Source organism: Streptomyces sp. Tue6028, assembly GCF_002300165.1.
GTDB lineage: Bacteria > Actinomycetota > Actinomycetes > Streptomycetales > Streptomycetaceae > Streptomyces > Streptomyces siamensis.
Genome location: NZ_MLCE01000007.1, coordinates 12,007 through 34,466 on the forward strand (window position 1 = coordinate 12,007; position 22,460 = coordinate 34,466).

The window sequence follows — 22,460 nt, forward strand, 5'->3', positions numbered from 1 at the left end:
CCGCATGACGCCGCAAAGCACTGAACATCCTCGCCAGATTGCCCAAGCGCAGGGCAGTGTCAGGGTGGTCCTGACCGAGCGCGGCCTCGCTGACGGCCAACGCCCGCTCCGCCAAAGGCAACGCCTCCGCATGACGCCCCAAAGCACTGAACGTCGCGGCGAGATTGCCCAGGCGAATGGCGGTATCAGGGTGCTCCGGACCGAGCGCGGCCTCGGTAACGGCCAATGCCCGCACCTCCAGCGGCAACGCCTCCGCATGACGCCCCAGATCGCTGAACGTTGTGGCGAGATTGCCCAGCCGCAGGGCGGTATCAGGGTGCTCCGGACCGAGCGCGGCCTCGGTAACGGCCAACGCCCGCACCGCCAACGGCAACGCCTCCGCATGACGCCCCAGAGCACTGAACGTCCTCGCCAGATTGCCCAAGCGCAGGGCGGTATCAGGGTGCTCCGGACCGAGCGCGGCCTCGCTGACGGCCAACGCCCGCTCCGCCAAAGGCAACGCCTCCGCATGACGCCCCAGAGCACTGAACGTCGCGGCGAGATTGCCCAGGCAAACGGCGGTGTCGGGGTGATCCGGGCCGAACGCAGCCTCGGTGACCGCCAGCGCCCGCTCCTCCAGCGACAAGGCCTCCGCATGACGCCCCAGATCGCTGAGCGTCCTAGCGAGATTGCCCAGGCGTAGGGCAGTGGTGGGGTGGTCGGGACCGAGCGCGGCCTCGGTGACGGCCAACGCCCGCTCCTCCAGCGGCAACGCCTCCGCGTGACGCCCCAGATCGCTGAACGTTGCGGCGAGATTGCCCAGACGCAGGGCGGTCTCGGGCTGATCCGGGCCGAACACGGCCTCGGTGACCGCCAGCGCCCGCACCTCCAATGGCAGCGCTTGTGAGGCCTGGCCGCGGGCCCTCAGATAGAACGCGGTCTGACCCAGCAGAGCGGCGAAGGTAGAGAGCTTCGACCCGCCTGGGTGGTGCTTGTCTACGGCTTGCACGTGCGGCAGCAGCTGTTGCCATTCAGGCCAGGTCTGCACGTCCTCGGGACTACCCGATGGCAACGCGGCATGGAGCCAATTTACGGCGGCTTCGCTCGGGTGAGGCGTCCCGGCCGGCCGGGACCAGCGGAGCCATCTCCAGATTCCCCTGGGGCGCAACCTCGGAGAGGGCGCGGGAGTGCTGCTGCGCAGCACCGTCTGCACGAGGCGGTGGACCGTGACGGCCTCATCGTTGAGGGTGATCATGCTGTACGCGGCGAGCACGCCCAGCGCGTGATCCACATCCTGGTCCGCGGACAAGGAACCGCTCAGTACGCATCTTGGCAGCGCATCGGGCGCGCAGTAGGCCAGGACTCGCAGCAGCTCCACTGCATGGGGATCGGTCGTGTGCAGGGCGTCGAGGGTGACGCCCCACAGCCGGGCAATGGTCCGCTGCTGAGGATCTCCCGGGGCCGTGGTCGCCAGCACATCCGCGGGGTCGGCACGCAGTCGGGCGAGGTAACTGGCAGCGCTGCTGCGAGTCTGCGCCAGGTAAGCGCCGGCCTGCTGCAAAGCCAGGGGCAGATGACCGAGCTCCTCGGCCAACTCGGCCAGCCCCGCAACATCGCCGTCGGCCTGGTGCCCCGTGATCTCCTGCAACACCTTCACCGAAGCTTCAGGAGTGAGGGTATCCAGGCGAAGCGGGGTGCCGAGGTCGCGCCAGGGCAGGTCACGCCGCGTAGTAACCAGGGTCTGACCGGTACTCAACCGGCCTAGGTGGGACTGAAGGTCGGCAGGTTCCTCGGCGTTGTCGAACACCAACAGCCATCCCGTGCGGCCCTGCAGCCAGGCGGCGGCCCAGTCGGCGCCCTCGTCCAACGGCAGCGCCGCGTGCACCGGATTGACAGCTGCGGCCAGGGAAGCCAGCCCGGCCGAAATGGTGGCGGTCGATGACGCGTCGATCCACCAAACCGGCCCGTGACCGGCCGCCAAGCAGGCGTGGGCATGGTGCAGGACCAGAGTGCTCTTACCCACTCCCCCCATGCCCCGCACGGTCTGAGTGACGATGCCCGTCCCCGCCGACGGAAGCTTCAGCAAAGCCTTGAGCGCACTGTCACGGCCTTCGAAGACACGGCTGTCCAATGCGGGCAGGTTATTCAGCTGGGCTATCGCCTCGTTCGGGACCGCCGGCTGCAAGGCTCCCGGAGACACGACCAAGGTCCGCTGCTCGATCCGCGCCTGGTCCCCGGTGGAAATGACGCCGGAACTGCTGGCCGCCGAAACGGAACGGTCACCGGATGCGGGTGGAACCGGTGTCTCGGTCATCGCTGAACAGTGCCGTTGTCCCCCGTGATGATCACCCCGGAATTGTCCTGAGTGGCAACCGACCGTTCACCCGACGCAGTCGACCTTCCGGGCGTCGCGGCAGCCGACGGGGTCGAGGAACCGATCAGGGACGAAGCCCAGGCACCCAACACACCTGCAATCACCGCGCCGGCACCCGCCCCCGTCCCGATCCGCGTCGACTGATCCCACGGCAACAACAGATCACCCAGCAACACACACAGCCCGAACACCACCAACGAACCAGCAACCACCAGCAACCAACGCCCCGTCCGACCCATCTGACGCCCCCTCACGCACCATCAGCGAACGAACCATGCTTCCACGACGACAGGCACGACCCACACGGTTCCAGCAAACCAGCGCCAGAGCACACACTCAGCACTCCGGCAACCATCAGCCCTCCTCCGCAAGGCCGCGGGAAGCTCCATCCCAAGCTGCTCGCAGCGCCGCGCTGAGCACGCCGGGTGCCTCGGCGAGCGAGGGGCCGTACCAGGTCAGCATGCGGCCGTCGACCAGCGCGCAGGGCAGGCCCTCGAAGGCCTCGGGTCCGTCGTCCGCGGTGAAGCGGTACGGCTCGTCGGGCAGGACGACGAGATCCGCCGCCGCGGCCCTGAGGTCGGGGAGCGGCACGCGGGGGTAGCGGTCCGCGTGGCCGGCGTACGCGTTGTCCACACCCAGGCGTGCCAGGACGTCGCCGGCGAAGGTGTCCCGGCCGAGGACCATCCAGGGCCGCCGCCAGACCGGCACGATCGCGGTCGTGCGGCGGGCCGGTTGCGGCAGCTCCGTCCAGGCCGCCTCGGCCTCGTCGAGCCAGCGCGGACGTGTTCCGGGGCGGCAGGCGTCCAGCACGCGGGCCAGTTCGCGGAACGCTCCCGGCACGTCGCGCACCTCGGTGACCAGTACCTCGATCCCGGCCTCGCGCAGGGCGGTCAGATCGGGTTCCCGGTTCTCCTCCTCGTTGGCGACCACCAGGTCGGGGGCGAGCCGCACGATCCGGCCGACGTCCGGGTTCTTCGTGCCGCCGACGCGCACGACGTCGAGGTCCGCGGGACGGCTGCACCAGTCGGTCGCGCCGACCAGGGCGCCGGGCACGGAGAGGGCCACGGCCTCGGTGAGCGAGGGCACGAGCGACACGACACGCGGCGGGGTGCGGCCGGGCGACGGAACGGCGGACCGTTCGTCGGCAGGCGTGGACGCCGGTGGGCGGGCGGACGTGCGGACGGTGTCATCGGAGGGGCCGGACATGGCGTCAGTATCGCAGCGGGCCGCGGCACGTGCGGCGGCCGCCGCCCGGCGGGGTCAGCGCTTGCCGGAGCTGCGCCGGTCCTCGACCGCGTCGATGTGGTCGGCGACCTCGACGACGACGACCCGGGTGTCCGGCACCGTCGCCCGCCAGCGGTGGCGCACCCCGCCCGTCAGGTACAGCGTGTCGCCGCGTCCGAGGCGATGGGCGCGCCCTTCCGCCTCGACCTCCACGGCGCCGTCGGCGACGAACATCAACTTGTCGTTGCGGTGCTGGAGTTCGCGTCCCTCGTCGTGGTCACCCGTGAACTCCGTGGCGTGCATCTGGTGGTGACCGCGCACCAGGGGGCGCACCTGGGCCTCGGGGGTGAACTCCGCGCCCACGTCGGCGCGCACGACGTCGACGCTGCACGCCGGGTCGGCCGCGGCGAGCAACTCCACGGCGGTGGTGCCGAGCGCGTCGGCGACCCGCTCCAGGGAACTCCTGCTCGGCCGGGCCCGTTCGTTCTCGACCTGGCTGAGGAAGGGGACCGACAGGCCGCTGCGCTCGGCCACGACGGCGAGAGTGAGCCGCAGTGCCCGGCGTCGCCGCCGGACGGCCGCGCCCACCCGAAGGGGCTGATCTTTGTGGTCGCCCATCGCTCCGGCTCCCTCCCTTGCGTCGTCGGTCCGATACGGATGCCGCGGTCCGCCGGTTCGACGGGCCACTACTTCTGATGAGTTGTTTGCACCCTACGCATGTTCGGCAAACCGTTTCATGCACCCGTCACATCGCTGTCACATCGATGCAGGGCCAGGGTTACAGTTCGCGCCATCGGACGAGTTGCCCGGACTCGTCCGGCACGCACCCGTCGGGCGGGACGAAATGGCTGGCCGGCGGGGCCGGATGGCACGGCGGGGCGCGCGGCGGGTCTGTCGCGGGTCCGGCGGGACCGGACCGGCGCCGCGAGGGCGACGGGTTCTCCGACAGGTCCGCCCGGCCGCGGGATCGTAGGCACGGGTGCGAGGGGTTCCGCAACGCTCGCCGCACGGGCCGCATCGACCAACTCCGCCTCCGTACACCCTGCTTCGGGGCGTCGGGCGACGTCCGGAGCGCCGACGCCCCTCGGGGGCCGAGGACCGGCCGGGAGGGCGAACGGACGCCCGGGCGGCGTCTCATGAAGTCCCCTCGCACGCAGGCGAGTTGACGTCCCGTCGGGTGGGCCGGTGCGGCCGGGTCCGAGGGGGCCGCACCGGCGATGCGGTTGTCCGGATCTTTCTCGTACGCCAGTACGTCGCCGTCGCCGCCGTCGGGCGCGAGTACGGGCCCGCCTCCGAGCCGGGGCCGGAGGCGGAGGCGGAGTCGGAGTCGGAGGCGGAGTCGGAGTCGGAGGCGGAGGCGGAGGCGGCCCGTTCATTCGGCGCCCCTCGCGCGCGTCCGCCGGCGGCGCGGGACCGGGAACGAGGACGGGGTGGCCTTCGGCACGGGACCCGTGCGACGAAGACCACCCCTGGGTGGATCACATCCGGTGGACGACCGGTGGAACTACTGCGGTGTCATCCGCCCCACCATGTCCGGGTGCTCCTTGAGCCACGCGGCGACGGCGTCCTCCTCGTGCCCCTGTCCGCGCTGCTTGATCTCGCTCTCCAGGCTGCCGAGTTCGTCCTCGGTCATCCGGAAGTTCTTGATCCACTCGGTGAGCTGCGGGTACTGGTCCGGGAACTTCTCACTGGAGATCGTCCGGATCGTGTTGCCCTCTCCGAACAGCTTCTTGTCGTCCGCGAGCTTGGTGAGCTTGTACTCGCTGTAGGCCCAGTGCGGCGACCACAGGACGACGGCGACGGGCTCCTTCTTGGCGTACGCGCGCTTCAGCTCGGCCAGCATCGCGGGCGTGGAGCCGTCGACGACCTTGTACTCCTTGTCGAGGCCGTACCCCGGAAGCACCTTCTTCTTGAGGAGATTCATCTCGCCGGTGCCCGGCTCGATGCCGATGATCTTCCCGCCGAAGGTGCCGGACTTCCCCTTGAGGTCGGCGAGGGACTTGACGTCCTTCACGTACGACGGCACCGCGATCTCCAGCGAGGTCGGCCGGTACCAGGTGCCGAGGTCCTTGAGGTCGTCCTTGTGCTGGTCCCAGTAGTTGGCCTGGGCGTACGGCAGCCACGCGTCGAAGTTGAGGTCGATGTCGCCGGAGGCCAGGCCCGTGTAGACGGGACCGACGTCCATCTGCTTGAGGTTCAGCGTGTAGCCGCGACGGGCCAGCACGTTCTTCCACAGGTAGGTGACGGCGACGTCCTCGTCCCAGGGGAACCAGGCGACGTCCAGCGGGCGCTTCGCCTCGGCCGGGGCGGCCGCGCGCTTGACCGGCGCCAGCTTGTCGACGACACCCGGGTTCTTCTTCAGCCAGGCGCGCACGGCGTCCTGCTGCTTGCCCTTGCCCGCCTTGTTGATCTCCGCTTCCAGACTCGTGAGCTGCTGCTCGCTCATCCTGAAGTTCTTGAGCCACTGGCCGACGACCGGGTTGTCCTGGGCGAAGCCCTTGCGGGAGAGGGTGTGCACCCCGTCGCCCTTGCCCCAGGCACCCTTCGGGTCCTTGAGCTTCTTCAGCTTGTAGTCGCTGTAGGCCCAGTGCGGCGACCAGAGGGTGACCACGATGGGCTCCTGCTTGGCGTACGCGCGCTTCAGCTCGGCCAGCATCGCGGGCGTCGAACTGTCGACGACCTTGTACTCCTTGTCGAGGCCGTACTCCTTGAGCACCTTGCTCTTGAGCAGGCTCATCATCCCGGCGCTGGACTCGATGCCGGTGATCTTGCCGCCGAACCGGCCGGCCTTGCCCTTGAGGTCCGCCAGGGAGTCGACGTCCTTCATGTAGGCGGGCACGGTGAGCTCCAGGGAGGTCGGGCCGTACCAGGAACCCAGGTCGTCGAGCCGCTTGCCGTACTTCTTCCAGTACTGCTCGTGCGTGGTCGGCAGCCAGGAGTCCGTCTCGAAGTCGATGTCGCCCTGGGCGAGGGAGGTGTAGAGCGGGCCCGCGTCGAACTGCTTGGCGTCGACCTGGAATCCGCGCTGTTCGAGGACCTCCTTCCACAGGAAGGTGGAGGCGACGCCCTCGTCCCACGGGATGTAGCCGATGGTGACCTTCTTGCCCTGTCCGACGTTCTTGCCGTCGGCCGCGGTGGACTCGCTCGCCCCGCCGCCGAAGACGCTCATGCCGCCCGCGACGAGTGCGAGCACGACGACGCCGACCACGGCCACCGCGGGCCGGGGACGGTAGGACCAGATCTTCAGGCCCTGCGCGGCACGGAGCTTGGCGGCGGCTCGGCGGCCCAGCGGCGAGACCTGGCTGCCGAGCGAACTGGTCATGCGGTCGAGGTAGATCGCCAGGATCACGATGGCGACACCGGCCTCGGAGCCGAGGCCGACGTTCAGCTGGCCGATGGCCTCGTTCACGTCGCCGCCGAGGCCGCCGGTGCCGACCATGCCCGCGATGGCGGCCATGGACAGGCCCAGCATGATGACCTGGTTGACGCCCGCCATGACGGTGGGCAGCGCGAGGGGCAGCTGGATGCGCAGCAGCGTGCTGCGCGGTGTGGTGCCGAACGCGTCGGCGGCCTCGACGAGTTCCTTGTCGACCTGGCGGATGCCCAGCTCGGTCATGCGGACGCCGGGGGCCAGCGCGAAGATCAGTGTGGCCACGATGCCGGCGGGGCCGCCGGTGCCGAAGAACAGGATCGCTGGGATGAGGTAGATCATCGCGGGCAGCGTCTGCATGAAGTCGAGCACCGGCCGGACCAGGCCGCTGACCCGGTCGGAGCGCGCCGCCCAGATGCCCACCGGCACGGAGATCACGAGTGCGATGAGCGTCGACACGAGGACGAGCGACAGGGTCACCATCGCGTCCTCCCACAGGCCGAGGGAGTCGATGAAGGCGAATCCCGCGAAGGCGAGCACACCGGCGGAGGCGCCGCGCAGCCAGAAGGCGACGACCGCGAAGATGCCGGCGAGGAGGAGCGGCTGAGGCGCCTGGAGGACGGCGTTGATGCCGTCGTAGGCGCCCTCGAAGACGACCTTGAAGAAGTCGAAGAGCCACGCCATGTGGTGCAGCAGCCAGTCGACCGCGTCGTTGACCCAGTCGCCGAAGGGAATCCTAGGCATCGGCCTGCACCGCCTTGTTCAGCTTGCCGTCTCCGTCACGCGGGGTGACGCAGGGCTGAGGCGCCCCCTGCTCGTCGCCGAGGAAGCCGACCAGTCGTTGCCGGGGCACGACACCGACGAGGTCGCGCTTCTTGTCGACCACGGCCACCGGGTGCGACAGCCTGGCGCTGATGGCGCACAGGTCCACGAAGGAGGTGTCGGGCGTGGCGGTCTCGCAGGAGCAGTCCGCCTCGTCGCCGCGTACGTCGGTGTCCATGACGGCTCCCGCGGTCAGGACGCGCGAGCGGTCGACGTCCTGGATGAAGGAGGCGACGTAGTCGTTGGCCGGGCGGACCAGGATGTCCTCGGCGGTGCCGATCTGGACGATACGGCCGTCACGCATGACGGCGATCCGGTCGCCCAGCCGCATCGCCTCGTTGAGGTCGTGCGTGATGAACACGATGGTCTTCTTGAGCTTGCGCTGGAGCTCGATCAGCTGGTCCTGCATGTCGCGGCGGATCAGCGGGTCGAGCGCGCTGAAGGACTCGTCCATCAGCAGCAGGTCGGCGTCGGTGGCGAGCGCGCGGGCGAGGCCCACGCGCTGCTGCATGCCGCCGGACAGTTCGTCGGGCCAGGACTTCTCCCAGCCCGCGAGGCCCGCGAGTTCGAGTGCCTCGGTGGCCCGCTTCCGGCGTTCGGCGGCCGGTACGCCCTGGACCTCCAGGCCGTAGGCGGCGTTCTCCAGGACACTGCGGTGCGGGAAGAGAGCGAAGTGCTGGAAGACCATGCTGATCTTCTTCGAACGGACCTGGCGCAGCTCACGGGCGCTGAGTTCGGTGAGGTCCTGGCCGTCGAAGCGTACGTGTCCCGCGGTGGGCTCCAGCAGTCCGTTCAGCATGCGCAGGAGCGTGGACTTGCCGGATCCGGACAGGCCCATGACGACGAAGATCTGGCCGGGCTCCACCGTGAAGGATGCGTCGATGACCGCGGCGGTGGTGCCGTCGGCCCGCAGCTCCTCGCGGTCGGTCCCTTCGCGGAGCCGTTCCACGGCCTCTTTCGGTCGTCTGCCGAACACCTTGTGCAGATGTTCGGCTTCTAGCCTGGATGACACGTGTACCTCTCGTTCGCACGGTTGGAACGGTCCGCACGGCCGCACGGCCTGTGCGGTTGAAAGCGCAACCGACTTCGCTCAGAGGCGGCGCCTGCCCCCGCTTACGCGGAGCAAACACGAGAGTGGCCCACGTCACCGTCGGTGCCACGGCACTGTCGGTGGCGTACGGCATGATGCGGAGCGTGACAGAGCAGACGCGACGACTCATGCTTCTCGACACCGCCTCGCTGTATTTCCGCGCCTATTTCGGTGTCCCGGAATCCGTGAAGGCCCCGGACGGCACACCGGTCAACGCCGTGCGCGGGCTGCTGGAATTCATCGACCGCCTCGTCAAGGACCACCGCCCCGACGCCCTGGTGGCGTGCATGGACGCGGACTGGCGCCCGCAGTGGCGGGTCGACCTCATCCCGTCCTACAAGGCCCACCGGGTGGCCGAGGAGCACGAGGGAGGGCCGGACGAGGAGGAGGTCCCGGACACGCTGTCACCGCAGGTCCCGGTCATCGAGGCCGTCCTGGACGCGCTCGGCATCGCCCGCGTGGGCGTCGAGGGGTACGAGGCGGACGACGTGATCGGCACGTTCACCGGCCGCGCCACCGGCCCGGTCGACATCGTCACCGGCGACCGCGACCTGTACCAACTCGTGGACGACAAGAGGGGCGTTCGCGTCCTGTATCCCCTGAAGGGCGTCGGCACGCTCCAGCTCACGGACGAGTCGTGGCTGCGTGAGAAGTACGGCGTGGACGGCGCCGGGTATGCGGATCTGGCGCTGCTGCGCGGCGACCCGAGCGACGGTTTGCCGGGCGTGCCGGGCATCGGCGAGAAGACGGCCGCCAAGCTGCTCGCCGAGTTCGGCGACCTCGCCGGGATCATGGCCGCCGTCGACGACCCGACGTCCCGGCTGACGCCGTCGCAGCGCAAGCGTCTCGACGAGTCGCGTCCGTACGTCGCGGTGGCGCCCAAGGTCGTCGAGGTCGCGGGCGACGTGCCCCTGCCGGACGTGGACACGACGCTGCCGCACGCGCCGCGGGATCCGGCCGCCTTGGAGGCGCTGGCCACGCGCTGGGGTCTGGGCGGCTCGCTCCAGCGACTGCTCTCCACCCTGCACGCATAGCCGAACTCTTCCGGCATGGGTGATACCGCCGTACGCATAGGTGACGCAGAGAAGAGGGTGCTAACTTAGGTAAACCTAAGCATGTGATCCAGGAGGCCGTCATGGCAGAACGCCCCGCACGCAAGCCCCGGAAGCCCCACTCCGCGCAGGTGGTGCGGACGGAGCGGCTGACCCCGCACATGCAGCGTGTCGTGCTGGGCGGCGACGGTCTGGCCGACTTCACCGCGGGTTCCTGCACCGATCACTATGTGAAGCTGCTGTTCGGCCCCGAGGGCGTCACGTATCCCGAACCGTTCGACATGGAGCGCGTCCGGGCGGAGTTCCCGCGCGAGCAGTGGCCCGTGACCCGGACGTACACGGTGCGGGCGTGGGACCCCGAACACCGCGAGCTGACCCTGGACTTCGTGGTGCACGGCGACGAGGGGCTGGCGGGTCCCTGGGCGCTGCGGACCCGGCCGGGCGAGGTCGTCCGGTTCATGGGTCCCGGTGGTGCCTACGCCCCCGACGCGGGCGCCGACTGGCATCTGCTGGCCGGTGACGAGAGCGCGCTGCCCGCGATCGCGACCGCCCTGGAGGCACTGCCCGACGGCGCCATGGCCCACGCCTTCGTCGAGGTCGCGGGACCGGAGGAGGAGCAGAAGATCGACTCCGACGTGGAGGTCGTCTGGCTGCACCGCGGGAACCGGCCGATCGGCGAGACGCTGGTGGAGGCGGTTCGCGCGCTGGAGTTCCCGGCGGGCCGGATGCAGGCGTTCGTGCACGGCGAGGCGGGCTTCGTGAAGGAGCTGCGCCGGATGCTGCGCGTCGAGCGCGAGATCCCGCGCGAGGACCTGTCGATCTCCGGCTACTGGCGCCTCGGTCACAACGAGGACGGCTGGCAGGCGTCGAAGCGCGAGTGGAACGCGCAGGTGGAGGCGGAGCAGGAGGCGTCCGCGTAACCCGCGCGGGGCGGCCACGCACACGTGACCGCCCCGATGAGCACCGGCGGGCACCGGCGGGCACCGGCAAGCACGGGCAGGCACCGGCAGGCACCGGCAAGCACGGGCAGGCACCGGCAGGCACCGGCAGGCACCGGCAGGCACCGGCAGGCACCGGTGGGCACGGGCAGGCACCGGCAGGCACCGGCAGGCACCGGCGGGACCGTTGCGGACTCCGCCCGGCCGGCCCGGCTCGCCCGGTGCACTCCTGCCGCACCGACCGCCGCCGCGAGCCCACAGCCCGTCCTACACCGACCGCTGGTACGAGCGGAACGTGCGGATCGACAGCCACACCGACACCACCGCCAGCGCGAGCAGACCGCCTCCCCTGCCGAACACGTCGCCCCAGTCGGGGTGTTCGGACATCGCCGAGCGGCCCGCGACCATCGCCCAGTCGAGCGGGTTGAAGTCGGCGATGTGCCGCATCCAGCCGGGCATCTGGGACGGGGCCATGAAGGCGCTGGACAGGAACGTCAGCGGCAGCAGCAGGAAGGTGTTGATGCCGATGATCGACTCCCGCTCCCGGACCAGCATGCCGAGCGCGTTGGACAGCGCCCCGAAGACCGTGCCGAGCAGCACCGAGGCGACGACCAGGACCGCGACGCCACCGAGGCCGCCCGGGTAGTCGGCACCGCCGAGCAGTCCGAGCAGCACGATGACGACCGACTGGAGGGCGGTCACCACGCCGTTGTTGACGACATTGCCGTTCATCAGGGCCGCCCGGCTCACGGGTGTCGTGAGGAAACGGTCGAGGGTGCCGCGCTGGATCTCGTCGAGCGTGGTCATGCCCGCCCACATGTTGGAGCTGAGCGCGCTCATCACGACGACCCCGGGCACGAGGTAGTCGAGGTACGAGGTGGTGCCGAAGCCGCCGAGCTCGACGACCTTCTTGAAGAGGCTGCCGAACAGGAACAGCCAGACCACCGGCTGGATCAGGGTGATCAGCAGGTAGGCGGGCTGCCGTACGAACACCATGAGCTGACGCTGGGTCATGTACCAGGTCTGGGAGACGGCGGTGCTCATCGCACACCTCCGGCAACTGCGAGGTCCTGGGCGGACTGAGCGTCCGCCTCGGAGTAGCGGCGGCCCGCGTAGCGCAGGTAGACGTCGTCGAGCGAGGGCCGGGCGACGGTGGCGGAGGCGACGCCGACCCCGGCACGCTCCAGCGCGCCCAGCAGGGCCGGCACCGCCCCGGCCCCGTCGTCGGCGCGGACGCTGACGCGCCGGCCGTCGAACAGCGCCTCGTGCACGCCCGGCAGAGCGGTGAGGGCGCCGCTCAGCAGCGTACGGCCGGCTTCACCGACGGCCTCCCGCAGCTCCACATGGACGGCGTCACCGCGCAGTTCGCCCTTCAGACCGTCGGGGGTGCCCTCGACGACGACCCGGCCGCGGTCGACGATCGCGATGCGTTCGGCGAGCCGGTCGGCCTCTTCGAGGTGGTGCGTGGTGAGCAGGACGGTCAGTCCCTCGTCCCCGGCGAGTCGGGCGATCTCGTCCCACATCGCGGTGCGCGCCTGCGGGTCGAGGCCGGTGGTCGGCTCGTCCAGGAAGAGCACCTCGGGGCGGTGGACGAGCCCCAGGGCCACGTCCAGACGGCGGCGCATGCCTCCCGAATAGGTCTTGACCTGGCGGTTCGCCGCGTCGGCGAGGGTGAAGCGGTCCAGCAGGTCGTCCACGCGACGGCTCAGCGCCGCGCCCTTGAGGCCGTACAGCCTGCCCTGGAGCCGGAGGTTCTCCCGGCCGGTGGCCACCGGGTCGGCACCGGAGTTCTGGGCGACCACGCCGATCGCGCGGCGCACCCGGTCCGGGTGGCGCCGCACGTCGTGGCCCGCGACGGTGGCGGAGCCCGAGTCGGGGCGGGCCAGGGTGGTGAGGATCTTGACCGTGGTGGACTTGCCGGCGCCGTTCGGGCCGAGGAGTCCGAGCACGGTGCCGGTGGCGACGGTGACGTCCATGCCGCTGAGCGCGGTGACGTCTCCGGGATAGGTCTTGGTCAGTCGGCGCGCCTCGATGGCGGGCGCGCGGGTGGTACTCATGTCGACGGCTCTCCTGAGTGAGCGGTGTTCTCGGGCAGGGCCGAGCCGATCCGCGTGAAGAGCGCCGGGCTATCCTGGGTGTGCCGCACCTCGATGGCCCGGTCTGCCGCACGGCGGAGCCGGTTCGGGGTTCGAGACCCTGGCGGGGCTGCTGCAACAGCTCTGCCGGGGTCTGTTCTCTCGGTTACTTTCCTTCGAGGCCGCCGCCCTCCGGATCCTGGAACTCCGGCGGAGCCTCACCCGTTTCGAGGAAGGTCCGCCATTCCTTGACGCCGGGGAACGTGCCGTCCTTGATCTCGGTGAGGAAGCCCCGGACCCAGACGGCCTGCGCCTCGATCATGTGCAGCTGGTACTCGGACTCGACGAGGAAGAGCCGGGGCAGTGTCTCGGACAGCTTCGCCAGGCCGCCGCGCAGGCTCGCGGCCTGCACCTCCAGCATGGTGAGCCGCTCCGCGAGCAGCCGCGCCACCTCGTCGGGGTGCAGCACGCACATCAGGGAGAGCGCGGCCTCGAAGATCGGATACTCCCGCGCCGGGACGGCGAGCAGGTCCGACAGCCACTCCGTGGCCTCTTCGCGTCCGGCGTCCGTGATGCCGTACAGCGTGCGCTCGGGGCGGTTGCCCTCCCGCTGCACCTCGGCGACCTCGACGAACCCGTGCTTCTCCAGGTTCTGGACGACGGTGTAGAGCGAGCCGTAGTTGATCTTCAGGCTGGCGTCCTTGCCGCGCCGGCGCAGGGTCTGGGCGATCTCGTACGGATGCATCGGCCGCTCGGTGAGCAGCACCATGACCGCGAGGGCCAGCGGGTTGCCGAGCTTCCGGCGCTTGGCCGCCACGGCATCCACCCCCTTCGCCGGCGTGATCGCCACCGAACTGTGGCAACTCGTCACCGAATATCCGTGGCCGAACATATCGCGACGGCCGAGGACCGTCAATACACACGATGTATCGCGTTCTGTGGCCCCCCGCAAGGGCGTGAGGAGTTAGGTGCGCCCCGGACACGGACGCGTGACGCCGGCGAAACAGCCCCTCCCTAATTTCTGTCGCTCGACAGGAATCCTCGCGCCGCTGTGCGAAAGCAGGTTGCCGCCATGACGAGCACCGCCCCCGCCGACGTCCGCCCCGACCCGCCGCGGCCCGACGGGGCCACGGGCCTCGCCGAGTTCGGCTACCGCCAGGAACTGCACCGCAGCCTCGGCCGGTACGCCTCGTTCGCCGCCGGCTTCTCCTTCATCTCGGTCCTCACGACCGTCTTCCAGTTCTTCGCCTTCGGGTACGCGTTCGGGGGCCCGGTCTTCTTCTGGACGTGGCCGGCCGTGCTCCTGGGCCAGTTGGCGGTCGCCGCCTGCTTCGCGGAACTGGCCGCGCGCTACCCCCTCTCGGGCGCGATCTACCAGTGGTCGTCCCGGCTGTCGAACCTGTCCTTCGGCTGGTTCGCCGGCTGGATCATGGTGATCGGGCAGATCGTGGTGGTGGCCGCGGCGGCCCTCGCGCTCCAGATGGTGCTGCCCGCGATCTGGTCGGGCTTCCAGCTGGTGGGCGACGACCCGGCACCCACCAGCGCCGACGGCGCCGCCAACGCGGCCGTCCTCGGCGTGATCCTGCTGACCCTCACCACCCTGGTCAACGTCGTCGACAACCGCGTGATGTCGGCCGTCAACCGGATCGGCGTGACCGCCGAGATCATCGGCGCCGTCCTGATCATCGTGCTGCTGTTCACCCACTCCGAGCGCTCCCCCGGCATCACGTTCCACACCGGCGAGGGGGGCACCGGCCTCTTCGGCGCCCTGATGGTGGGCTCGTTCATGGCCGCGTACGTGATGATCGGTTTCGACAGCGCGGGCGAGATGAGCGAGGAGACCCACAACCCCCGCCGTACCGCGCCCCGTACGATCCTCACCGCACTCGGCGCGGCCGGCCTGCTCGGCGGTCTGATCGTCCTCGGCGGGCTGCTGGCCGCGCCCAGCCTCACCGACGGCCGCCTCGGCGTGGACGGTCTGAGCTACGTCCTGACCAGCAGCCTCGGCGACGGGGTCGGGCGCGCGCTGCTCGCCGACGTGGCGGTGGCCGTCGCGGTGGCCACCCTGGCCATCCAGACGGCCGCCTGCCGCATGCTCTTCTCCATGGCGCGCGACGGACAGCTGCCCTTCTCCGGCCGGCTCGCCAGGGTCGCCCCGCGCACCGGCATGCCCGGCGCGCCCGCCCTCGTCGTCGGTGTCCTCGCGGCCGCGCTGCTGCTGCTGAACTTCGCCTCGCCGGACGCGTTCCTGGCGATCGGCACCACCTGCATCGTGATGCTGTACCTGGCGTACGCGATGGTGACCGGACCGCTGCTGGTGCGCCGGCTGCGCGGCGGGTTCGGGGCGGGCGGCACCGACGAGACCGGCGCCCCGCTCTTCTCGCTCGGCCGCTGGGGCGTCCCCGTGAACGTCCTCGCGCTGCTCTACGGCCTGTTCATGACCGTCAACCTCGCCTGGCCGCGAGCCGCCGTGTACGACCCGGCGGGCGGACACTGGTACTTCCGGTGGTTCACCCTGCTGTTCCTCGGAGTGACGGTGCTCGCGGGTGCGGTGTACCGCGCGTACCGGGTGCGGGCGACGGTCACCGAGTCTCCCGAGGTGGTACCGGCCTCGTACGCTTGACCAGGTGAGACGCAAGCCCCGGATTCCGCCCTCCCCCCTCCCGCAGCGCGACGGGGTCGACCCCGTGCGGGTCAGGCTGCCGTGGGACGGGGGCTGGGCCACCGTCCGGGACCATCTGGTCGAGCGGCTCGCGGCGGGGACCGGCGTGATCGACGCGATGATCGGCGCGGGGCTGATCGTCGGGGAGGACGGACGGCCCGTGACGGCCGACGCCGCGTACGTGCCGGGGATGTTCGTATGGTTCCACCGGGAGCTGCCCGACGAGGAGCCGGTGCCCTTCGCGCTCGACGTGGTGTACCGCGACGAGCACATCGTGGTGGCGGACAAGCCGCACTTCCTGGCCACCACCCCGCGCGGCAGTCATGTGGCCGAGACCGCGCTCGCCCGGCTGCGGCGCGAGCTGGAACTGCCCGCGCTCGGTGCCGCGCACCGACTGGACCGGCTCACGGCCGGGCTCGTGCTGTTCACCGTGCGCCCCGGGGAACGCGGCGCGTACCAGACGCTGTTCCGCGACAAGCTGGTCCGCAAGGAGTACGAGGCCGTGGCGCCGTACTCCCCCGGTCTCGCGCTGCCGCGGACGGTCCGCAGCCGGATCGTGAAGGAACGCGGGGTGCTGGCCGCCCGTGAGGTGCCCGGCGAGCCGAACGCCGTCAGCGGGATCGAACTGCCCGCACGGCGCGGCCCGCTGGGCCGCTACCGGCTGACGCCCAGCACGGGGCAGACCCATCAGCTCCGTGTGCACATGAACGCGCTGGGCGTGCCGATCCTCGGCGATCCGCTCTACCCCGTGGTGACCGGCCCGGTTCCGGCGGGCGACTTCAGCCGCCCGCTCCAACTGCTCGCGCGAGTCCTGGAGTTCACGGATCCGATCACGGGGCACGAGCACCGGTTCACCAGTGCGCGGGAGCTGGAGGCCTGGACGTCGTACGAGGCGTGGGCCGGGGCGGACGGGGCCGCGTCGTACCCTGCCGGGCCCTGATCCGGAGGCGGGCCCCCGGGCCGTCGGAGCCGGCCACCACCGTGCGGCCGGGCCCGACCGGCGGCCGGCCATGCCCGGCGCGGGCGACGGCCGGCCACCATCGTGCGGTGCCGTTCTGTCAGTAGCCGCGCCACCAGCGCAGGAAGCGCTGCCAGGCGCCGAGGCGGGCGGCGGGTTCGGGCGTCGGCGGGGCCTGCGGGGCCACCGGCTGCGGCGCGGGACTCGGCTCCGACGCCTCAGTCGTGACCTGCCAGTTCGGCCGCTGGCGGGGCAGCGCGTTGACCGAGGGCCGCTGCATGACGTCCTGCGGCGGCCGCGGCGCGAACGTCACCGGCAGCTCCACGAGGTGACGCGACGACATCGACGCCCGCCAGCGCAACTCGTCCTCCTTGCAGTCCAGTTCGGTGTCCGGCAGCCGCAGCAGCAGCGCGTCGACCCCGACATCGGCGATGGCACGGCCGATGTCCTGTCCCGGGCACTCGTGGGGACCGCCGCCGAAGGCGAGGTGGGAGCGGTTGCCCTGCATGTTGGCGGCGAGGTCGGGGCGGACCCGCGGGTCGACGTTGCCCGGGGCGATGCCGAAGAGCAGTCCGTCGCCCTTGCGGATGCGCCGGCCGCCCAGCTCCGTCTCCTGCTTGGCGAAGTAGCCGAGGACCGCGCTGAACGGCGGCTCGTCCCACAGGGACTGCTCGACCGCCTCCGGCACCGTCATCTGCCCGCCGTTGAGCTGGGCCCGGAAACGCGGATCGGTGAGGACCATGCGCAGCACGTTGGCGATGAGGTTGGCGGTCGCCTCGTAGGCGGCGAGCAGGACGAGGCGCAGGTGCTGGGCGACCTCGTCGTCGGTGAGCCCCGCCGGGTGGTTGATGAGGTGGCTGGTGAAGTCCTCCTCGGGGTTGGCGCGGCGCCGCAGAGTGTGCTGCGTCAGGACGCTCATGACGTACTCGTTGCTGGCGATCGCGGTCTCGGTGCCCTTGAGGAGGTCGCGGGCGGCGTGCACCATGCGGTCGTTGTAGTCCTCGGGCATGCCGAGGATCTCGCACAGCACGGACATCGGCAGGTGCTCGGCGAACTGCCCGACCAGGTCGGCCTTCCCGAGCTCGCAGAACTCGTTGACCAGGCGCTGCGTCGCTCGGTTGATGTAGCGCCGCAGACTGCGGAAGTCGATGGTGGTCATGGCGCCGGTGACGGCTCCGCGCAGCCGCAGGTGCTCGTCGCCCTCGGCGTGGGAGCAGATGGGCTGCCAGGCGATGTGCGGGGCGAGCGGATGGTCGGCGCCCGCGGTGCCGTCCTGGACGGCGGTCCACAGCCTGCTGTCCCGCGCGTAGTGCTGGGGCGTGTTCACCATGTGCAGGTTCTCGCCGTGGCCGAGCACCACCCAGATGGGTACGTCGTTGTGGAGCAGCACGGGGGCGACGGCGCCGTGTTCCGCGCGGAGTTTCTCGTAGAGGGCTTCCAGGTCCTCCGCTTCGGGTCCGTACAGGCGGTGCAGCCCGCCGGGGCCGAGGCCGTGGGCGGGGCAGCCGGGCGGCGGTCCGAGCGTGGGGTCGTCCGTACCGGTCGGGGAGTGGGATTCAGACGTCACGGTGATCGCTCCGAAACTGAGGGGGATCCGGGTCTTGGGGGGTGGCGGAAGGGGTGGGAGGCGCCTTCGTCGACGTCGCGTCAGACGGGTGCCGAGGTGATCGCCAGGGAGTGCAGGAAGCGCATCAGCGTCATCAGGGTGTCCCGGCTGGAGGCCCTGCGGCGCGCGTCGCACTTCACGATCGGGATCTCCTCGGGCAGGTCGAGCGCCGTCCGCAGGTCCTCGATCGGGTAGCCGGGGGCGTCGGGGAAGTCGTTGATCGCCACGACGAACGGCACGCCGCGCTCCTCGAGGCGGCCGATCACGTCGAAGCTGACCTCCAGACGACGGGTGTCGATGAGCACCACGGCGCCGAGGGCTCCTTCGAAGAGGCCGTTCCAGAGGAACCAGAAGCGCTCCTGTCCGGGCGTGCCGAACAGGTAGAGCACCAGCTGGTCCGTGATGGAGATGCGGCCGAAGTCCATGGCGACGGTGGTGGCCGTCTTGCTCTCGGAGCCGTAGTTGTCGTCGACGCCGATGCCGGCCTGCGTCATGGTCTCCTCGGTGGTCAGCGGTTTGATCTCGCTGACGGAACCCACCATGGTCGTCTTGCCGACCCCGAAGCCGCCCACGATCACGATCTTCACCGCGGCCTGTGCCGTGTGCGGCAGATGGTCCTCGGCGCGAGGGCCCGTGATGGTGTCAGAGCTTTTGAAGTCCATGCATCACCGCTTCGAGGAGGGAACGGTCGGGCAGCGCCGAGCGGACGATCGGGGCGCGCGCGTGTACCAGTTCGGCCGCCAGCATCTCGGTGAGCAGGACGGTCACCACGCTGAACGGCAGGTTGAGATAGGCCGAGAGCTCGGCGACGGACAGAGGGGCCTGGCAGAGCCGCAGCAGCGCGGACTGCTCGGGCTGGGCGACGGGGGGCGACGCGTCGGCGCGCGCCACGACCAGGGTGACCAGGTCGAGTTCGGCCCGGTCACCGCCCTCGCCGCCGCCCGTGAGCACGTACAGGCGCTCCGGGTTCTTCGACTTGCCCTCGCCCTCCTCGTCCGCGCCCTCCGCGCCTTCCTGGACGTGGGGGGACTCCGGTGCCGGAGGATCCGGGGCTTCTTCCTTGGGGTGGCGCCGCCGGCGCTGCGGAGGAGTCATACGGTCTGCCCGTTGCGCCGCGGCGGGCTGGTGAGATGGGCGCCGATCCGGACGACGAGGTCACGCATGCGGTTGCTCATCAGTCCGGGCTCCGCGGTCTGGTTGGCGAGGACCGCGAGGTAGGCGTTGGGTCCGGCGGACATCAGGTAGAAGTAGCCCCCGTCGATCTCGATGATGACCATGCGCATCCGGCCGTCGCTGTTGGGGATCTCGCCCGCGACGGCTCCGGCCAGGCTCTGCAGGCCCGCGCAGGCCGCGGCGACCCGGTCCGCGGCGTCCGGCTCGCCGCCGTAGCGGGCGATGCGCAGTCCGTCGGCCGAGAGCACGACGATCTGCCGGATGCCCGGTACGCCGTCGGCGAGCTCCTTGAGCATCCAGTCGAAGTTGGCTCGCTGCTGGATCACTTGAGGTCCCCCTCGTCGTCGGCCTCGGCAGGGGCCGCCTGGTTGTTCATCGTGAATGCGGTCGGGTCCGGGTCGCCCTTGAGGCCGTTCATGAACGCTTCGACCCACAGGCCGGGTTCGGGCTCCTTCTCCTGCGGTTCGGACTCCCGCGTCCACTCGGGCGCCGCCGCGGCGGCCTCCGCGGCCTCGGCCTCGGCACGGGCCTCGGCGATCCGCCGACTGAGCGGGACCTTGACGCGGCTGCGGCGCTGCGGCAGCCCGTTGGGGGTCCATTCGGTGACCACGGGCACGTCGTCGTCGTGGGACCCGCCGTTCGAGGAGGGGATGCGCGGTCCGGTGGTCGGCTTGCGCTTCTTCGGCTTGCGCGCCGGTCCCTCCACACCGCCGGTGTCGAGGCCCGCGGTGGAGCTCATGCCGACGCCGTGCGCGAGACCGGGGGCGAAGTCGTTGGTGAGCATGTCGCGCGGGGCGACGAGGACGGCGCGGACGCCGCCGTACGCGGACTGCCGCAGGGAGACCTGCATGTTGTACATCTGGGCGAGTCGTCCGACGACCGCCATGCCGAGCCGGGGGGCTTGGCCCATCACGTTCGGGTCGACGCCGGCCGCGGCGAGCCGGAGCAGTTCCTCGATCTTGCCGCGGGCCTCGTCGCTGAGGCTGACGCCACCGTCCTCGATCTCGACGGCGATGCCGGTCTGCACCTCGATGGCGGTGACGTGCACCTTGGTGTGCGGGGGCGAGTAGCGCGTGGCGTTGTCGAGGAGCTCGGCGAGCGCGTGGATGATCGGTTCGACGTGTTCGCCCTTGACGGCGATGTCGACGATGTTGTGCAGCTCGATGCGGCGGTATTCGAGGATCCGGGACATCGCGCCGCGCAGCACGCTGAACAGCGGTACGGCGTTGGGCCACTGGCGGCTGGGACGGCCGCCGCCGAGCACGGCGATGGAGTCGGCGAGGCGGCCGATCAGCGCGGTGCCGTGGTCGATGCGCAGCAGGTCGTCGAAGACCTCGGGGTTGCGCCCGTGGTCCTCCTCCATCTCGCGCAGTTCGTTGTTCTGCTGGTGGACGATGGCCTGGACGCGCCGGGCGATGTTGACGAAGGAGCGCTGCGCGGCGTCGCGCATCGACTCCTCGACGTCGATGGCCTTGAGCATCTTCTTCAGGAGCGCGCGCTGCGACGCGGGGATGTCGGCGTACTCCGGGTTGTCCCGGTCCAGGGTGCGGACCACCTCCGCGGGTGAGTCACCGCCGTGCAACCGGTCGAGCGCGGTCGGCAGGACGTCCTCGGAGAGGCGCACGATCTCCTGGTCGTGGGCGGCGATGCGCTGTTCCAGCAAGGCGGAGCGCTGCGCGAACTCGGCGCGCAGATCACGGGCGACGCGGCCGCGGCGTACGGCCTCGGCGCCGATCGCGATGACCAGCAGCGTGGCGATGCCGCCGCACACACCGACGGCTGGTCGCGCCGACTCCGTCACCAAGGCGACGGCGGCGCCGGTCACCGCGGCCATCAGTATGGCCGGCAGCAACAGGACGCGCGCGTAGGGAAGTTCGCGGCCACCGGGAGGCGATTGAACACTCACCATGTATGCCCTCTGAGACAGGTCGGCTGGGGGTGGGGAGGTTTGTGGGGGAAATGCACGGATCAAACTAGATCTTCGGAACTTTTGGGAACAAGCGCCCGAATACATCTCAACTCGGTGCGCTGCGGGCGAGCTTAGTCCGACCGGATCATCGCTGTGTCATATTCAGCAAGCACCTGAATTCGCCCTCGCGACAGGAGTACCCTCGGCCCCATTTGCACGCTGCGGCTTCGTTCGCACACGGTGTGTAACGGGATACGGGCATGCGAAATCCACACCTCGACCAGGTGAAATCGCCGCCGTGGGCGGAACTCCGGAGGAGATCCGGAAGGTACGGAAGGGGGGCAGCCGCGGGCCGCTCAGGCTCCGGCCGGAACCCGGCGACACACACGGATCACGCCCCGGTCGGCACCCGGCGCACGCTCTGGCCGGCACCCCGGCGACACGCACCGCTCAGGTTCCGGCCGACACCCCGGCGATGCGCAGTGCCGCGTCCGCGGTCGCCTCCGCGAAGGCCGACACCGGCCGGTCAGGATCGGAGCGGTGCACGAGGATGACTCCCTCGATCAGACCGAACAGCAGGTCCGTCCGCAGATCGAGCTCGCTCTTCGCGAGCGCTCCCCCGGCCGCCGTCGCGGCGAGCAACTGCCGGTAGGCGTCCTTGAGTTCGGACCGAACGGCATGGAAGCCGGCGAACCGCTCGGCCCGCACCTCGGGCAGCAGATAGAGACCGCCCAGGTTGTACGGGCCGCCGCAGAGGAGCGCCACGTCGGTGCGGCAGAGCTCCCACAGCCGGCCCTCGGCCGGCGCGGCGTCGTCCGCGAGGAGTTCACGGGCGAGGGTCAGCGAGGGCGTGACCGTGGACTCCAGGAGCTCGGCGAGCAGCTCCTCCTTGCCCGACACGTAGTGGTACATGGACGCCTGGCGCATGCCGGCACGCTCGGCGACGGCCCGGGTGGTCGTGGCCGCGTATCCGCGCGTGGTGAACAACTCGGCTGCGGCGGCGAGCAGTTCGTCGCGCGGCGACAGCCCGCTGTCCGGCCGCTGCGCGGCGCGCGGCCTGCCGACCCGTCGCCCTCCCGGTGCGCCCGCTGTTCCCATGCGGTCGATCCTCGCACAGGGCGCCGCCCGGCGATCTCCGGCCGATCCCGGTGAGGGATCGGTAACCGGGCGGCAACAGCCGGGCAATGCCGGCGACCCGGCCCGCCCCTAATTTCTGTCGCGCGACAGA

Annotated in this window: 18 protein-coding genes; 4 read left to right on the forward strand and 14 right to left on the reverse strand. The window is 70.6% G+C overall.

The genetic code is table 11. The features are described 5' to 3' along the window. The 5 genes from fxsT to BKI49_RS06110 all read right to left on the reverse strand — a co-directional run. Positions 1-2,293, reverse strand: a 2,293-nt coding sequence (gene fxsT, locus BKI49_RS06090; protein ID WP_095933165.1) for an FxSxx-COOH system tetratricopeptide repeat protein, incomplete at its 3' end; no start/stop codon positions are given. 414 nt (positions 2,294-2,707) lie between these two features. Next, the gene (locus BKI49_RS06095; protein ID WP_095933166.1) at positions 2,708-3,559 is read right to left on the reverse strand and encodes a helical backbone metal receptor; all 852 of its coding nucleotides are present in this window, start codon (positions 3,557-3,559) and stop codon (positions 2,708-2,710) included. 54 nt (positions 3,560-3,613) lie between these two features. After that, the gene (locus tag BKI49_RS06100) at positions 3,614-4,195 is read right to left on the reverse strand and encodes a helix-turn-helix domain-containing protein (RefSeq protein WP_095933167.1); all 582 of its coding nucleotides are present in this window, start codon (positions 4,193-4,195) and stop codon (positions 3,614-3,616) included. Between the two features lie 886 nt (positions 4,196-5,081). Continuing rightward, positions 5,082-7,691 (reverse strand): ABC transporter permease/substrate binding protein, encoded by a 2,610-nt coding sequence (locus tag BKI49_RS06105; RefSeq protein WP_095933168.1) that lies wholly within the window; start codon positions 7,689-7,691, stop codon positions 5,082-5,084. Further along, the gene (locus BKI49_RS06110; protein WP_095933169.1) at positions 7,684-8,781 is read right to left on the reverse strand and encodes a quaternary amine ABC transporter ATP-binding protein; all 1,098 of its coding nucleotides are present in this window, start codon (positions 8,779-8,781) and stop codon (positions 7,684-7,686) included. The genes BKI49_RS06105 and BKI49_RS06110 overlap by 8 nt, the downstream gene beginning before the upstream one ends. A gap of 173 nt (positions 8,782-8,954) precedes the next feature. On the opposite strand from BKI49_RS06110, the gene BKI49_RS06115 reads away from it, so the two are divergent. Continuing rightward, a complete protein-coding gene (locus BKI49_RS06115) occupies positions 8,955-9,893 on the forward strand; it encodes a 5'-3' exonuclease (protein ID WP_257004637.1) in 939 nt (312 codons plus the stop codon). Between the two features lie 101 nt (positions 9,894-9,994). Continuing rightward, a complete protein-coding gene (locus BKI49_RS06120) occupies positions 9,995-10,831 on the forward strand; it encodes a siderophore-interacting protein (RefSeq protein ID WP_095933240.1) in 837 nt (278 codons plus the stop codon). Between the two features lie 285 nt (positions 10,832-11,116). Here the strand turns inward: BKI49_RS06120 and BKI49_RS06130 are convergent, their stop codons facing one another. The 3 genes from BKI49_RS06130 to BKI49_RS06140 all read right to left on the reverse strand — a co-directional run bounded on the left by BKI49_RS06130 (position 11,117) and on the right by BKI49_RS06140 (position 13,741). Further along, positions 11,117-11,893 carry an ABC transporter permease gene (locus tag BKI49_RS06130; protein WP_095933170.1) on the reverse strand — a complete coding sequence of 259 codons (777 nt, stop codon included), beginning with the start codon at positions 11,891-11,893 and terminating at the stop codon, positions 11,117-11,119. Next, positions 11,890-12,906 carry an ATP-binding cassette domain-containing protein gene (locus BKI49_RS06135; RefSeq protein ID WP_095933171.1) on the reverse strand — a complete coding sequence of 339 codons (1,017 nt, stop codon included), beginning with the start codon at positions 12,904-12,906 and terminating at the stop codon, positions 11,890-11,892. The genes BKI49_RS06130 and BKI49_RS06135 overlap by 4 nt, the downstream gene beginning before the upstream one ends. A gap of 184 nt (positions 12,907-13,090) precedes the next feature. Beyond that, entirely contained in the window at positions 13,091-13,741 is a 651-nt protein-coding gene (locus BKI49_RS06140) for a PadR family transcriptional regulator (protein ID WP_257004633.1), read from the reverse strand. 255 nt (positions 13,742-13,996) lie between these two features. Between BKI49_RS06140 and BKI49_RS06145 the strand changes: the two genes are divergently transcribed. After that, positions 13,997-15,547: an amino acid permease gene (locus tag BKI49_RS06145; protein ID WP_095933173.1), complete on the forward strand. Its 1,551-nt coding sequence runs from the start codon at positions 13,997-13,999 to the stop codon at positions 15,545-15,547. A 4-nt stretch (positions 15,548-15,551) separates the two neighbouring features. After that, complete coding sequence (locus BKI49_RS06150; protein ID WP_095933174.1) at positions 15,552-16,526, forward strand: RluA family pseudouridine synthase; 975 nt, start codon at positions 15,552-15,554, stop codon at positions 16,524-16,526. A 118-nt stretch (positions 16,527-16,644) separates the two neighbouring features. On the opposite strand, the gene BKI49_RS06155 is transcribed toward BKI49_RS06150, so the two are convergent. From BKI49_RS06155 to BKI49_RS06180, 6 genes are all read right to left on the reverse strand, one after another. Beyond that, positions 16,645-18,111: a cytochrome P450 gene (locus BKI49_RS06155; RefSeq protein WP_095933175.1), complete on the reverse strand. Its 1,467-nt coding sequence runs from the start codon at positions 18,109-18,111 to the stop codon at positions 16,645-16,647. Between the two features lie 80 nt (positions 18,112-18,191). Next, the gene (locus BKI49_RS06160) at positions 18,192-18,812 is read right to left on the reverse strand and encodes a GTP-binding protein (protein WP_095933176.1); all 621 of its coding nucleotides are present in this window, start codon (positions 18,810-18,812) and stop codon (positions 18,192-18,194) included. Beyond that, complete coding sequence (locus BKI49_RS06165; protein ID WP_095933177.1) at positions 18,793-19,245, reverse strand: DUF742 domain-containing protein; 453 nt, start codon at positions 19,243-19,245, stop codon at positions 18,793-18,795. Before BKI49_RS06165 ends, BKI49_RS06160 begins: the two co-directional genes overlap by 20 nt. Next, positions 19,242-19,649 (reverse strand): roadblock/LC7 domain-containing protein, encoded by a 408-nt coding sequence (locus BKI49_RS06170; RefSeq protein WP_095933178.1) that lies wholly within the window; start codon positions 19,647-19,649, stop codon positions 19,242-19,244. The genes BKI49_RS06165 and BKI49_RS06170 overlap by 4 nt, the downstream gene beginning before the upstream one ends. Continuing rightward, positions 19,646-21,232: an ATP-binding protein gene (locus BKI49_RS06175; protein WP_095933179.1), complete on the reverse strand. Its 1,587-nt coding sequence runs from the start codon at positions 21,230-21,232 to the stop codon at positions 19,646-19,648. The genes BKI49_RS06170 and BKI49_RS06175 overlap by 4 nt, the downstream gene beginning before the upstream one ends. 450 nt (positions 21,233-21,682) lie before the next feature. Beyond that, positions 21,683-22,330, reverse strand: a complete 648-nt coding sequence (locus BKI49_RS06180) for a TetR/AcrR family transcriptional regulator (protein ID WP_095933180.1) — start codon at positions 22,328-22,330, stop codon at positions 21,683-21,685. Positions 22,331-22,460 lie beyond the last annotated feature (130 nt).